We start from the raw sequence: 12,925 nt of genomic DNA, 5'->3' as shown, positions 1-12,925 counted from the left end.
GTCCCCCTTATTACCCATCTAATTCGGTCTTTAGTTCCAAGACGGTATCACGCAACGTTGCCGCGTGCTCGAAATCGAGCTTCTTAGCCGCACTGCGCATCTCGTCTTCCAGCCGTTTGATCATGTCTTGCTGCTGTTCAAGTGTCATGGATTCAAAGTCGCTTTCCACGAAATCATCTTTCTTACCAGCGCTCTCATCTGGCTTGGTAACACTAATCAAATCGCGAATATCCTTCTTAATCGTCTTCGGAGTAATGCCATGTTTCTTATTATAAGCCGTTTGAATCTTACGCCGGCGGGCGGTTTCATCCATCGCCTTTTTCATGGAATCAGTCACGGTATCAGCATACATGATAACCGCTCCATGTTCGTTCCGTGCAGCCCGACCCATCGTTTGAATCAATGACCGTTCATTACGGAGAAAGCCTTCCTTATCAGCATCCAAAATTGCAACCAATGAGACTTCAGGCACATCGATTCCTTCACGCAACAGGTTGATTCCGACCAGTACGTCATACTTACCCAGGCGTAAATCACGGATAATTTGAGTCCGTTCCAACGTCTTGATATCACTGTGTAAGTAAGCCACTTTGATCCCCAAATCTTTCAGGTACTCACTTAAATCTTCAGCCATTTTCTTGGTCAAAGTTGTGACAAAGACCCGTTCATTGGCGTCAATCCGTTTATTGATCTCACCAACTAAATCATCCATTTGGCCCATAATTGGGCGTACTTCAACCGTTGGATCCAGCAAGCCAGTCGGTCGAATGATTTGCTGGACAACCGTGTTCGTCTGATCCATTTCGTAGTCACCAGGGGTGGCTGACATATAAACCACTTGATTAACGTGTTTTTCGAATTCATCAAGCTTTAGCGGCCGGTTATCCAGCGCACTTGGCAGCCGGAAACCATAATCGATCAGCTGCTGCTTCCGGGAACGGTCACCATTATACATACCACGAACTTGCGGCATAGTAACGTGAGATTCATCCACTACTAAAAGGAAGTCCTTCGGGAAGAAATCCAATAGCGTATACGGTGGTTCACCGGGCTTACGGCCATCCATAAACCGTGAATAGTTTTCAATTCCGTTGGTGTAACCCATTTCCCGTAACATCTCAATATCGTAAGTGGTCCGCTGCTTTAACCGCTGTGCTTCCAGCAGCTTACCCTCTTTTTCAAAGTAGGCCAACCGGTCCTTCAGCTCAGCTTCAATACCAGTGATTGCGTGATCCATAATATCGTCGTTAGTCATAAAGTGGGTGGCTGGGAAAATGGCAACGTGATCCCGATCACCAATAATTTCGCCGGTTAAGGCATCAACCTCACGAATTCGGTCGATTTCATCACCAAAAAATTCCACTCGTAACGCGTGTTCATCATGAGAAGCTGGAAAAATTTCCAGCACATCTCCATGAACCCGGAAACGACCGCGTTGAAAATCAATGTCATTGCGTTCGAATTGGATATCAACCAACTTACGCATTAAATCGTTGCGTTCAATCTGCTCACCAACTCTAAGTGTTACCGTGTGATTCTTATATTCAGTTGGGTCCCCTAAACCAAAGATTGAAGAAACTGACGCCACCACAATCACATCGTTGCGTTCAAGTAACGAACTGGTGGCAGAGTGACGCAGCTTATCGATCTCATCATTAATGGATGAATCCTTTTCAATGTACGTGTCACTTGATGGGACGTAGGCTTCAGGCTGGTAGTAATCATAATAACTGACAAAATACTCAACCGCGTTATTGGGGAAGAATTCTTTGAATTCGCCATAAAGTTGGCCAGCTAACGTTTTGTTATGAGACAAAATCAGCGTTGGCTTATTCACGTTTTTGATCACGTTGGAAATGGTAAATGTTTTCCCCGTTCCAGTCGCACCCAGCAGCACTTGAGCTTTTTTGCCCTCTTCGATGCCTTCAGTTAATTCTTTGATTGCCTCAGGCTGATCACCGGTGGGCTGATACTTTGAAACTAGGTCAAACTGACGATTTTCCTGCCGTTCAATCATAAATGGCTTACCCCCTTAAATTCAGTACACGTTAAAAGCAGGAAAGCGAGTGCCTTCCCACATGCGTTTGTCTATTCTAACATAGCGAACGTATTTTCGCCAACGAAAGAATCAGCTTCAAATAAATCCGGTATAAAGGCTGATATAGCAGTCTTTGGCTCACTGAGCTGACTACAGTGTTTTTTGATAAATAACCGCGTCCATAAACACCTTTCCAACTTGAGTTCTGGTGTCACTTAGCCTTTCAAATTGGGCCTTGTCATAGAAAGCTTGACTGGCTTGATCGGCCTTGAGTACCAATAATTGAACCTGTACAGCCATCAGCTTTTTAAGAACAATAAGAATCTGATTTAGAATCTTAGCTTTTTCACTTACCGAAATGACTGTTTCATCAACAAAGTATTGCCCCAGCCAAACTAGTTGAGGCAGTGGATAATCGATAGTTAAGTCAACGGTGGCCACTAATTGATCACCGGCAAACAAACCCAAGTAATGTTTCTGTGCAACGGTTGCCTCACTTGGCACTTCGTCAAGATCAGAAATGGCTTCCCGCTTGGTTAATTGATGATCTAAGAATAAATCAAAGAAAGCTTTGTGCTGTTTTTGCAAATGATAGATTTGATCTTCATCTTCGTGAGTTAGTTCCCGTACGTCGTAGGAAAGCTGGTTGGATAATTGTTTCGCAAGTGTCTGCATGTTTGTGTCCCCTTTATATTTTACAGTTCTTCTTCATTATATAGTAACTGACTAGAAAAACGACCGAATTTATCTGATTAAAAAATGGAATGGTCAGTGACCATTCCATTTTTAAACGTTTTAATTTAAATTTATTTAACAGCTGCACCATTGTCAGCCAGTGATTCAATGTACTTAAAGACTTGCTGGCCAGCAACACCGCCATCACCAACAGCAGTTGTAATCTGCCGAAGATCTTTAACCCGAACATCACCGATGGCAAAAATACCGGGAACCTTCGTTTCCATATGGTCATTAGTTTCAATCCAGCCCATATCATCGGTAATACCAAGGCCTGCAAGCTGCTCAGTCTTAGGTAAAATACCAACGTAAATGAAGACACCGCTAGCATCAATGGTTGTTTCTTCACCAGTCTTATTGTTCAGAACTTTAACGCCAGTTACCTTTTGGTCATCCCCGAGGATTTCCTTAACGTTACTGTTCCAGACGAAGTTCATCTTATCGTTAGCAAATGCTCGATCCTGAATAATCTTTTGAGCACGTAGTTGATCACGACGATGAATAACCGTAACTTTAGAAGCTAACTGGGTCAAGTAAAGGCCCTCTTCAACGGCAGAATCACCACCACCGACCACGATGACTTCACGGCCCTTAAAGAAAGCACCATCGCATACCGCGCAGTACGAAACTCCACGGCCACCATAGGTTTCTTCACCAGGAACCCCTAATTTACGGTACTCTGATCCGGTTGCAATAATCACGGCTTTAGCTTCAAAGGTATCCGTATCAGTGGTCACAACCTTGGTAGCACCGTGATCTTCAACGGATTCCACACTGCCATAAGCATATTCGGCGCCAAATTGAGTCGCACCCTTATACATATCTTCAGCCAGATCCGGTCCGAGGACTGAAGAGAAACCGGGATAGTTTTCAATTGCCGCAGTGTTGTTCATCTGACCGCCATAAATACCGCGATCTAACATGAGTACGGACAAGTTGGCACGGGATGCATAAAGCGCTGCGGTCATTCCGCCAGGGCCTGCACCAATCACAATTACATCATACTGTTTAGCCATACTACTTCCCCTTTCAAGCGCAACGAATGCGACACTAATTAATTTGTTCAACCTCTGTAATTAAAAGACGAGACTCAGTTTACTATCTTTTTGTAAGTTTGTCGAGTAATAAGGCCAACCGCTTAAAATTCTGAACGGCCTTCACGCATCATTAAATCTGAAATTGCTTTGCGAATGTCTTTGCCCTCATAAAGCACTTGATAAATAGCTTCGGTAATTGGCATTTCCACTCCGCGCTGCTTCGAAAGTTCATAGGCGGCTTTGGTAGTTGCGACCCCTTCAATCACCATTCCCATAGTGTCGATGACTTCATCCAAAGTCTGGCCTTTACCTAACTCATCACCAGCACGGTAGTTCCGTGAGTTCTGACTGGTCCCGGTAACGATGATGTCTCCGACACCGGCCAAACCAGTAAAGGTCTGCGGGTTAGCGCCAAAGGAAGCACCCAACCGTGAAATTTCAGCAAGCCCACGGGTCATCAAGGCTGCTTTAGCGTTATCACCATAGCCTAACCCGTTTAAGGCACCCGTACCCAGAGCAATAATGTTCTTCAAAGCAGCCGCAATTTCCACGCCAATAACATCACTATTGGTATAAACCCGGAAGTAACGGTTCATAAACAATTGCTGAACGTGCTTAGCAGCATCTAAATCGGCGCTAGCAGCCGTCACTAACGTAATATCTCGTTTGGCAACATCTTCAGCATGACTTGGTCCAGACAGAACCGTAATGGATTTCCTGAGATCTGCTGGAATTTCCTCGGCCAAAATTTCAGAAACCCGTTTGTAGGTTCCCTGTTCGATTCCTTTGCTGGCGTGAATCAGTTGCGGTTTAGTATGCAATTCTTCCAGAACGGCCTTGGTGTCACTTGCCACTGAACGAACCGCCTTCGTCGGTACAACGAACAATACTGTAGTGGCATCCGTTAGTGCCTGCTTTAAATCTGAATAGGCTTTAAGGGTTTCAGAATACGTAAAATCCTTTATATAATGCGTATTGGTATGCTTTTCATTAAGCTCTTTGACCTGATCCGGATTATACGACCAAAGTGAAACTTCATTGCCATTTTCATCCAGTAGATTTGCCAAAATACTACCCCAAGAACCTGCACCTAATACTGCAATTTTTTCAGACATAGTAATTTCTCCTTAATTTTTAGCCTGCTGGGCCTTTTTTGAATATGGATTACCGTCCAGATACATTGGAACCTGACTGCCAAGTCGCCGACGATACATAATGAGTCCAATTGCGACAATAAACAATATCACGGATAACAGCTGAGAAACCCGAATCGTGTTAAACAGCATCAAACTATCGGTCCGCATTCCTTCAATAAAGAAACGACCGAATGAATACCAGATCACGTAACTTAAGAATACTTCACCTTGTTTAAAAAGTCCCGGTCGATGTCGTAAACTCATCAAAACAATAAAGCCTAAAATATCCCAGGTCGATTCATACAAAAAGGTTGGTTGACGATAAGCACCGTTAATCAGCATTTGCGAAATAATAAAGTGCGGGATATGCAAACCCTGAAGAAAGCTTAAACTGGTAATTTGACCAAAGGCTTCTTGGTTCATAAAGTTGCCCCAACGGCCCATTCCCTGAGCCATAATGACGGTTGGGGCAGCAATATCCAGCATCAGCCACACGGGAATAAGCCGTGATCGGCAGAAGAAAAAGACTACTAATCCAGCGCCAATCAACGAACCATAGATTGCGATACCGCCATCCCATATTTGGATGATTTCCGATAAATGCTGCGAGTAATAAGGCCATTCAAAGGCAACATAATAAATACGCGCTGCGATAATCGCCGCCGGTAACGCCCATAAAATCATATCGTAAATATCATCGGCGTCGACGTTTCGGCGACCGCCTTCGCGAACTGCCAAGGTTACCGCAATAATTACGGCACTGGCAATAATGATGCCGTACCAATGAACCTGAATCGGTCCCAAGTGAAACGCAATGGGATTTAGTGCTGCAAGAATTCCCCGCAAGGGTGCCACCTCTTAACTTTCAATTATAAAATAAATGAGTTTAATTTTGATTCGAATTTTTCTTGATCAACCGGTTAAGGTTTTCATCAAAGACTTTTGTTGCATCATAACCCATAGAGCGTGCCCGGAAGTTCATAGCAGCAGCTTCAATGATAATGGCAAGATTACGACCGGTCTTGACCGGGATGGAGATCTTTGGAATCTCAACATCGAAGATCTTTTGGGTTTCTGAATCGTTGCCTAGCCGATCAAACTTCTTGTCTGGTGTCCATGCTTCAAGATGGACGATCAATTCAATGTCCGTTTCACTACGAACGGCACCAGCACCAAACAAATTCATGACGTCGATGATACCGATCCCACGAATTTCCAACAAATGAGACAAGATTGCTGGTGCCGCACCAACCAATGTCTGTTCGTCTTGCTGATAGACCTCTACCCGGTCATCCGCAATTAATCGGTGACCACGTTTAACTAGTTCCAGCGCAGTTTCACTCTTACCGACCCCGGAATCGCCAGTGATCAGAACACCAACACCGTAGATATCAACCAAAACACCATGCAGTGACTGCCGCTCAGCTAATTTGCCTTCAAGGTAGTTGGTCATATTACTCAAAACCCGAGAAGTCGTCATTTTGGTTCCAAGGATTGGAATGTCAGTTTCCTTAGCCGCTTGCAGTAATTCCTCTGGTGGTTCAAGCTGCGTAGAAATTACGAAGGCCGGTGTTTCCGGCTGACACATCTGCCGCATAACTTTTAACAGATCTTCGTGACTCATACCCTTTGCAAAAGAGGTCTCAGTAATCCCTAAAAGCTGTATCCGTTTAGCCGGATAATAGTTAAAGTACCCCGTTAATTCAAGCCCTGGCCGTGAAATATCACTAGTTGAGATTTTACGGCTGTCTAAGAAATCATCACCATAAAGTACGTCAAGCCGAATATTTTTAACTAAATCAGCAACTGTTACACTATCTGCCAAATTATTGACCACTACTGGTACACCATGTGCATCTTCACTAAAGCGCTACCACTCTAGCTGTCCCGGTTAGCCATCGGGTATGATCGATTCTCCGCTGAAACTGTCTTTCATTAAAACCGGTTTAGCTAACACTAGCCAGTAGTGGTTCGCCCTTCTTTCTAAATCTGGTTCTAATAAAAACCGCGGAGATAAGGATCTCAATATAACAATTTTAACTGTTGCTGTGCCCATGCCCAACATAGTTGGAAATCACTGCATTACAAGCTGACATCAGGACGGCAACTAATAACGTCGTCCCAAACGAATTGAAGTGGAAGTCATTGCCCACTAACGTCGAAGTCAGCTGAAGCATCACACCGTTGATCACAATACTAAACAGACCCAAAGTCACCACCGTAATTGGCAATGATAACACCACCAAAAATGGTTTCACTAATGCGTTTAACAGCGACAAAACGACGCTTGCAAGCAATGCAACCCACGGACTGGCAACGTAAAAACTCTCTTTTAAAAATCCAGCAAGTGCCATAAATAACACTGCATTAATCAAAATTCGAACCCAAAATTTCATGTCAGCAACTCACTTTTTATCTGTGTCTTCTTCAGTAACATCATGAAGTTCTTTTCGAGAACGCGACTGCTGCCCCGATCCCCAAAAAGTCGAGTGATGCATCGTACCAGAATCCTCTGGTATCAATACGGTGAGTAGTAGGTAAACGAGCAATCCAAATAGAATATGCCCCGGATAAATCGTTAAGATAACAAAAATGATGCGAACCATCGCGGCACTTATTCCAAAGTACTCTGCGATTCCACCAAGTACCCCAGTCAATATTCGCTTCGACGAACGTGTTAGTCGGCGTTTGCTATTCATCAAAAAATCACCTCATTTCTAGTTACTCGATAAGTGAACTCCCTAAGCAGACCGACTGTGTTCCTTGATTTTAACATCTTATAATCACAACTGCGCGGGATTTTTCCAATATCGTTTGCATAACTCATTCTATCTAATAACTTGAATTTCGTCACTAGAATCATTATACCCACTCCGGTGGTGATAGACAATTCAATCGTGCTTTATTAATCATTCCATAAAGGGCCAGCAGTTATCTGTAACAACTGCTGACCCTAATAGTTTACTTCATTAACTTTAATTCAACAATTTGCCCCGTTTTCAAGTAGACAATCCACTCACCGACGTTGGTCAAATAATCAGCGATTCGGACGAGGTCAGCCGCGACATTATTATAGTTCATGGCTGCAACCAGCACATCCGCATCCGTTGCAATTTCGTTATAGCTGTCACGCATGATCTGATTACGGTATTCGACCAGCCGATCATTGACCGGTACCAACGCCTTAGCTGCATCTTCATCCTTATCCACGTAGGCTTGAATAGCCTGCTTTACCATGTCAGTAGTTAAGTGGCCCATTTCTGCTAGCTGACTTTCAATTTCTGCAACTCGCGTATTGCCCTTAACTTCAATGGTTGCATGAGCAATATTACGCGCATGGTCACCAGCCCGTTCCAGATCAGATACCGCCTTTAAAATGGTCACGACTTCTCGTAGATCCGAAGTAACCGGCTGATACAGCGCAATAATTTCAAACGATTTCGACTCCAAGTTGATCTCGCGTTCGTTAATCTCATGGTCATGATCAATGATGGCCTGTGCCGCTTGGCGGTCGTGATCAATAAAAGCATCAACTGACTGCTGCACAACGTTACTAACTAGAATACCCATTTCGGTAAAACCATTGTCAAGTTCATCTAATTCTTCATCAAATAAGCGTCTCATTAATACCCTCCTCAGGTTTTATCCAAAACGGCCGCTAATATAGTCTTCAGTCTCTTTATGAGCCGGATTCATAAAGATTTTTCTAGTGTCATCAGCTTCAATCACTTCACCGTTCATAAAGAATACGGTCCGATCAGAAATTCTCGATGCCTGCTGCAAGTTATGGGTCACAGTAATAATCGTATAATCGGTTCTTAATTTTAACAAAGTCGATTCGATTTGGCTACTGGAAATTGGATCCAGCGCGCTGGTTGGCTCATCCAGTAAAATAATCTGCGGTGAAACAGCTAACACTCTAGCAATGCAGACCCGTTGCTGCTGACCGCCGGATAAGGACAGCGCACTTTCGTGTAAATGATCCTTTACCTCATCCCAAACGGCGGCCTGCTTCAAACTGGTTTCCACGACTTGATCAAGGTGTTCGCGATCCTTCTCACCTGCCAATTTAAGACCAAATGCGACGTTATCATAGATTGAAAACGGAAATGGATTAGGTTGCTGAAACACCATGCCGATTTCCTTACGTAAGGTTACCAGGTCAGTTTGGGAAGCGTAAATGTCCTGATCACGAAACTTAATTTCGCCAGTGATCGTCACGTTTGGAATCAAATCATTCATCCGGTTCAGCGTTCTCAAATAGGTTGATTTACTTGAACCTGAAGGCCCAATCAAAGCCGTAATGCCACCTTCATCAAAGCTTAGATTAATCCCTTTAAGGGCTTCATTTTGGCCGTAATAAACGTGCAGATCACGTGTTTCTAATAGCTTAGTCATGACACCCTCCTAACCAAAGTCTCCAGCGACGTAATTATTGGTCAGCTGAACTTTTGGACTGGTAAAGATCCGTGAAGTCTCGTCGTATTCCAACGCGCGCCCCATATTAAAGAACGCAGTGTAATCACTGATTCTAGCAGCCTGTTGCATGTTATGCGTCACGATAATAATCGTGTAATCTTCCTTTAGTTTTAACAACGTTTCCTCCAGCTTGCTTGTAGAAACCGGATCCAGGGCACTAGCCGGTTCATCCAGCAGCAAAATGTCCGGTTTGACAGCTAGTGCTCTCGCAATACATAGCCGTTGCTGCTGACCACCGGATAACGCCAAGGCACTTTTCTTCAGTTTATCTTTCACTTCATCCCAAATGGCCGCCTGTTTCAAACTGGTTTCAACAATCTCATCCAGCTTCTTTTTATCGGTGATTCCGCGCCGTTTTAAAGCAAAAGTAATATTATCATAGATTGACTTGGAGAACGGGTTAGGCCGCTGAAACACCATGCCGATCCGTCGACGCATTTCGTAAACGTCAATTTCCGGTCGATTAACGTCAACCCCGCGATACAGAATTTCACCCGTCACCTGGGCAATTCCGTCATTCATTCGGTTTAACGATCTTAAGTAGGTTGACTTACCTGAGCCAGATGGTCCAATCAGTGCAGAAATTCGGTGTTCGGGAAATTTGAGATCACCTTCATGGATGGCTTCATTGTCACCATAATAGACGTGAAGTTGTTTCGTTTCCAGCACGATTGGTCGTTCACTTTTTAAGCTGGGATCGACAATGTTGCGATCCAGCCACCCGTCATCTGAGTGCGGGCTTGAAGGGTTGATCAGCATTTGCATTTGCCTCCTAATAATGACTTTTGAATAGCTTTTTAACCCGCTGTTAATCGTTTAAATAAGCGATGGCCGACAAACCGGGCCAATAAATTAAAACCGAGAACGGAAATCACGAGCACTGCGGAAGAACCAGAAGAGATGGCCTTCGCGTCAGGCATAATGCCCTCTGAATTTATTTTCCAAATGTGTACAGCTAAAGTTTCAGCCGGCCGCATAGGGTTCAACGGACTAGAAATATTAAACGGATTCCAGTCCGTAAAGTTTAGTGCCGGTGCACTCTGCCCAGCGGTAAAGATCAGGGCAGCAGCTTCACCAAAGATTCGGCCGGCACTCAAAATGACCCCCGTTAAAATAGTCGGTAAAGCGGCCGGTACGATAATGTGAAGCACGGTTTCCCATTTGGAAAGCCCCAGTGCTAAGCCGCCTTCCCGTTGTTCATCCGGTACCGCCGCCAAGGCTTCTTCAATACTCCGTGTCAATAACGGTAAGTTAAAGAACGTCAGCGCAAAAGCACCTGATAATATTGAAAAGCCAAAGCCAAACTGAACCACGAAAATCAAAAAGCCAAACAGACCAACGACCACTGAAGGCAGTGAACTCAAGATTTCAATTGATGTTCGAACCAAAGACGTGACCCAATTCTGCTTAGCGTATTCATTTAAATAAATACCGGCGCCCAACGCGATTGGAAAAGAAATAATCATCGTTAAAATCAGCAGGTAAAACGAATTGAAGAGCTGAATACCAATTCCACCGCCGCTAGTAAACGCTCTGGCCGGGGAAGTTAAAAAGTGCCAGCTGATTGCAGGCAGTCCACTAATGATGATGTAGCCCAGCAACGCTGCCAAAATCACCACAATAGTACTGGCAATAACGTACAGTGTTGCAATGGCGATTCGATTACTTATTTTGGAATTCATTTCGACATTGCCCCCTTCCGACCAATCAGCCGAATCACAAGATTAAAGATCAGCGACATGATCAGCAGAACCAGTGCCAGCGACCATAATGCATTGTTTTGCAGCGAACCCATGACCGTATTTCCAATACCAGTAGTCAGGACTGAAGTCAAGGTTGAAGCTGGCGAAACTAGGCTGGTTGGCAGTAAAGCCGCGTTTCCGATAACCATCTGAACGGCCAACGCTTCACCAAAAGCCCGCGCCATACCAAACACAATGGCGGTCAGCATTCCGGGAGTGGCTGCCCTTAAAACCACCTTATAGATGGTTTGCCACTGGGTGGCCCCCAAAGCCAGGGCTGCTTCCCGATAGTACCGCGGAACCGATCTTAGCGCGTCCACGCTCATTGAAGTGACTGTCGGCAAAATCATGACGAACAGGACAAAAGTACCAGCTAAGATACCAAAGCCACTGCCACCAAAGACACTGCGAATAGCTGGAACGACAACGGTTAAACCGATAAAGCCATATACCACAGATGGTATTCCGACCAGTAACTCAATGACTGGCTGTAAAATTTTAGCACCACGATGAGGCGAAATCTCGTTCATAAAAATTGCTGTCCCGATGGCAAAGGGGGTTGCTAGCAGTGCTGACAAGATTGTCACTACAAAGGAGCCGCTGATCATCGGCAACGCGCCGACTTCGGGCTGCCCCTTTGAATTTGTCACGTTTGGATTCCAATCCTTACCGGTTAAAAAATCAATCACATTGACGTGATTCGAGAAAAAGGTGGAAAGCCCCTTGGAAGCAACAAAGATAATAATTGCAAAAACGGTCACTGTGATCAGCATCAACGCTAGAAAACTGATAGTTTTGCCGAACCGTTCCAGTTTAGATGCCTTGGAACGTTTAAGAAGCTGCTTTTGTAATTTATTATTCATGGCTTACCTCCAACTTATGCACTTTACCTTGACCATCACGTGTCACTTCCATGTCGGCCATGCTGATGTAACCTAATCGCCGAACCAGCGTGTTTTGAATCTTGCGAGATTGAACGTATTTAATAAATTGCTGCGCCAGCTGCTGAGGGTGTTTCCCCGTATACATATGTTCGTAAGACCAGATCGGCCATTGATTATTCTCAACGTTTTGGTTGATTGGCTGAACACCGTTTAAACTGACTGCTCGAACTGATTTATCGACGTAAGAAAAGCCCACGTAACTGATTGATCCAGGCGTAGTTGCCACAATTTGCCGTACCATCCCGGAAGAGTCCTGCTCCTGGGCTGCTATACTACGATGGTTTTTAAGTCCGAAGCGTTCAAAAGTTGCTCGCGTACCACTGCCTTGAGCACGATTCAAGATAACGATTTTTTGATTTTTACCGCCAACCTGCGACCAGTTATGCACCTTCCCAGTAAACACGTCAATCAGTTGTGCAGTGGTTAAATGTGCGATCCCGGTTGCAGGATTAACAATGGGGGTAATGCCAACCACTGCAACACGGTGGTCTTTCAGCCGATCAGCCTTGATTCCCTTTTGCTCCTCAGCAAAAACATCCGCGTTACCAATATCCACTGCTCCTTCTTGAACTTGGCTGAGTCCGGTACCCGACCCGCCGCCTTGAACGTTAATGAAAGTTCCTAAGCGGTGAGTGGCGTAATCTTCACCAGCCGCTTCAACCAGTGGCTGCAGTGCGGTCGATCCCACCGCGGTAATCGTCATGTTTGCTTTATTCACTTGCCTAGTCTGGTACGCCCATCCGCCTAAAATAACTAAGCCGACCAATAACAGGCACTCAAGCCACCGCTTTTTTCGCATATCCAAACCTCCCAA

The 12,925-nt window shown here is 44.7% G+C and carries 14 protein-coding genes; all 14 read right to left on the bottom strand.

What is annotated here, in order from left to right; translation table 11 throughout:
* Positions 1 to 10: 10 nt before the first annotated feature.
* The 14 genes from uvrB to JUE95_RS04815 all read right to left on the bottom strand — a co-directional run bounded on the left by uvrB (position 11) and on the right by JUE95_RS04815 (position 12,910).
* On the bottom strand, positions 11 to 2,017 hold the full coding sequence (uvrB, locus tag JUE95_RS04880) for an excinuclease ABC subunit UvrB (RefSeq protein WP_203649620.1): 2,007 nt from the start codon (positions 2,015 to 2,017) through the stop codon (positions 11 to 13).
* A 171-nt stretch (positions 2,018 to 2,188) separates the two neighbouring features.
* The gene (locus tag JUE95_RS04875; RefSeq protein ID WP_203649618.1) at positions 2,189 to 2,713 is read right to left on the bottom strand and encodes an acetyltransferase; all 525 of its coding nucleotides are present in this window, start codon (positions 2,711 to 2,713) and stop codon (positions 2,189 to 2,191) included.
* Between the two features lie 131 nt (positions 2,714 to 2,844).
* On the bottom strand, positions 2,845 to 3,789 hold the full coding sequence (gene trxB, locus JUE95_RS04870; RefSeq protein WP_203649616.1) for a thioredoxin-disulfide reductase: 945 nt from the start codon (positions 3,787 to 3,789) through the stop codon (positions 2,845 to 2,847).
* A 122-nt stretch (positions 3,790 to 3,911) separates the two neighbouring features.
* Positions 3,912 to 4,925, bottom strand: coding sequence for an NAD(P)H-dependent glycerol-3-phosphate dehydrogenase (locus JUE95_RS04865; protein WP_203649615.1), 1,014 nt, complete (start codon positions 4,923 to 4,925; stop codon positions 3,912 to 3,914).
* A 12-nt stretch (positions 4,926 to 4,937) separates the two neighbouring features.
* The gene (gene lgt, locus JUE95_RS04860; RefSeq protein WP_203649612.1) at positions 4,938 to 5,792 is read right to left on the bottom strand and encodes a prolipoprotein diacylglyceryl transferase; all 855 of its coding nucleotides are present in this window, start codon (positions 5,790 to 5,792) and stop codon (positions 4,938 to 4,940) included.
* Positions 5,793 to 5,832: 40 nt separating this feature from the next.
* Positions 5,833 to 6,771 carry an HPr(Ser) kinase/phosphatase gene (gene hprK, locus JUE95_RS04855; RefSeq protein ID WP_203649610.1) on the bottom strand — a complete coding sequence of 313 codons (939 nt, stop codon included), beginning with the start codon at positions 6,769 to 6,771 and terminating at the stop codon, positions 5,833 to 5,835.
* 211 nt (positions 6,772 to 6,982) lie between these two features.
* Positions 6,983 to 7,342 carry a phage holin family protein gene (locus JUE95_RS04850; protein ID WP_203649608.1) on the bottom strand — a complete coding sequence of 120 codons (360 nt, stop codon included), beginning with the start codon at positions 7,340 to 7,342 and terminating at the stop codon, positions 6,983 to 6,985.
* Between the two features lie 9 nt (positions 7,343 to 7,351).
* The gene (locus JUE95_RS04845) at positions 7,352 to 7,645 is read right to left on the bottom strand and encodes a PspC domain-containing protein (RefSeq protein ID WP_203649607.1); all 294 of its coding nucleotides are present in this window, start codon (positions 7,643 to 7,645) and stop codon (positions 7,352 to 7,354) included.
* 262 nt (positions 7,646 to 7,907) lie between these two features.
* On the bottom strand, positions 7,908 to 8,570 hold the full coding sequence (gene phoU / locus JUE95_RS04840) for a phosphate signaling complex protein PhoU (protein ID WP_203649605.1): 663 nt from the start codon (positions 8,568 to 8,570) through the stop codon (positions 7,908 to 7,910).
* Positions 8,571 to 8,588: 18 nt separating this feature from the next.
* Complete coding sequence (gene pstB, locus JUE95_RS04835) at positions 8,589 to 9,344, bottom strand: phosphate ABC transporter ATP-binding protein PstB (RefSeq protein ID WP_203649603.1); 756 nt, start codon at positions 9,342 to 9,344, stop codon at positions 8,589 to 8,591.
* Positions 9,345 to 9,353: 9 nt separating this feature from the next.
* Positions 9,354 to 10,184 carry a phosphate ABC transporter ATP-binding protein PstB gene (gene pstB / locus JUE95_RS04830; RefSeq protein ID WP_203649601.1) on the bottom strand — a complete coding sequence of 277 codons (831 nt, stop codon included), beginning with the start codon at positions 10,182 to 10,184 and terminating at the stop codon, positions 9,354 to 9,356.
* 38 nt (positions 10,185 to 10,222) lie between these two features.
* The gene (pstA, locus tag JUE95_RS04825; RefSeq protein ID WP_203649599.1) at positions 10,223 to 11,107 is read right to left on the bottom strand and encodes a phosphate ABC transporter permease PstA; all 885 of its coding nucleotides are present in this window, start codon (positions 11,105 to 11,107) and stop codon (positions 10,223 to 10,225) included.
* Entirely contained in the window at positions 11,104 to 12,030 is a 927-nt protein-coding gene (gene pstC / locus JUE95_RS04820; protein WP_203649597.1) for a phosphate ABC transporter permease subunit PstC, read from the bottom strand. The genes pstA and pstC overlap by 4 nt, the downstream gene beginning before the upstream one ends.
* Positions 12,023 to 12,910 (bottom strand): phosphate ABC transporter substrate-binding protein PstS family protein, encoded by an 888-nt coding sequence (locus JUE95_RS04815; protein WP_203649595.1) that lies wholly within the window; start codon positions 12,908 to 12,910, stop codon positions 12,023 to 12,025. The genes pstC and JUE95_RS04815 overlap by 8 nt, the downstream gene beginning before the upstream one ends.
* Positions 12,911 to 12,925: the final 15 nt, after the last annotated feature.

It is taken from the genome of Secundilactobacillus yichangensis, from assembly GCF_016861565.1.
Lineage (GTDB): Bacteria > Bacillota > Bacilli > Lactobacillales > Lactobacillaceae > Secundilactobacillus > Secundilactobacillus yichangensis.
This window is presented reverse-complemented; position numbering and strand designations above follow the sequence as displayed.

Excerpts from the sequence above, each read along its gene's own strand:
- pstB (WP_203649603.1), bottom strand. The coding sequence starts at position 9,344 with ATGACTAAGCTATTAGAAACACGTGATCTGCACGTTTATTACGGCCAA.
- trxB (WP_203649616.1), bottom strand. The coding sequence starts at position 3,789 with ATGGCTAAACAGTATGATGTAATTGTGATTGGTGCAGGCCCTGGCGGA.
- JUE95_RS04845 (WP_203649607.1), bottom strand. The coding sequence starts at position 7,645 with ATGAATAGCAAACGCCGACTAACACGTTCGTCGAAGCGAATATTGACT.
- uvrB (WP_203649620.1), bottom strand. The coding sequence starts at position 2,017 with ATGATTGAACGGCAGGAAAATCGTCAGTTTGACCTAGTTTCAAAGTAT.
- JUE95_RS04875 (WP_203649618.1), bottom strand. The coding sequence starts at position 2,713 with ATGCAGACACTTGCGAAACAATTATCCAACCAGCTTTCCTACGACGTA.
- pstB (WP_203649601.1), bottom strand. The coding sequence starts at position 10,184 with ATGCTGATCAACCCTTCAAGCCCGCACTCAGATGACGGGTGGCTGGAT.
- pstA (WP_203649599.1), bottom strand. The coding sequence starts at position 11,107 with ATGAATTCCAAAATAAGTAATCGAATCGCCATTGCAACACTGTACGTT.
- pstC (WP_203649597.1), bottom strand. The coding sequence starts at position 12,030 with ATGAATAATAAATTACAAAAGCAGCTTCTTAAACGTTCCAAGGCATCT.
- phoU (WP_203649605.1), bottom strand. The coding sequence starts at position 8,570 with ATGAGACGCTTATTTGATGAAGAATTAGATGAACTTGACAATGGTTTT.
- JUE95_RS04865 (WP_203649615.1), bottom strand. The coding sequence starts at position 4,925 with ATGTCTGAAAAAATTGCAGTATTAGGTGCAGGTTCTTGGGGTAGTATT.
- JUE95_RS04850 (WP_203649608.1), bottom strand. The coding sequence starts at position 7,342 with ATGAAATTTTGGGTTCGAATTTTGATTAATGCAGTGTTATTTATGGCA.
- JUE95_RS04815 (WP_203649595.1), bottom strand. The coding sequence starts at position 12,910 with ATGCGAAAAAAGCGGTGGCTTGAGTGCCTGTTATTGGTCGGCTTAGTT.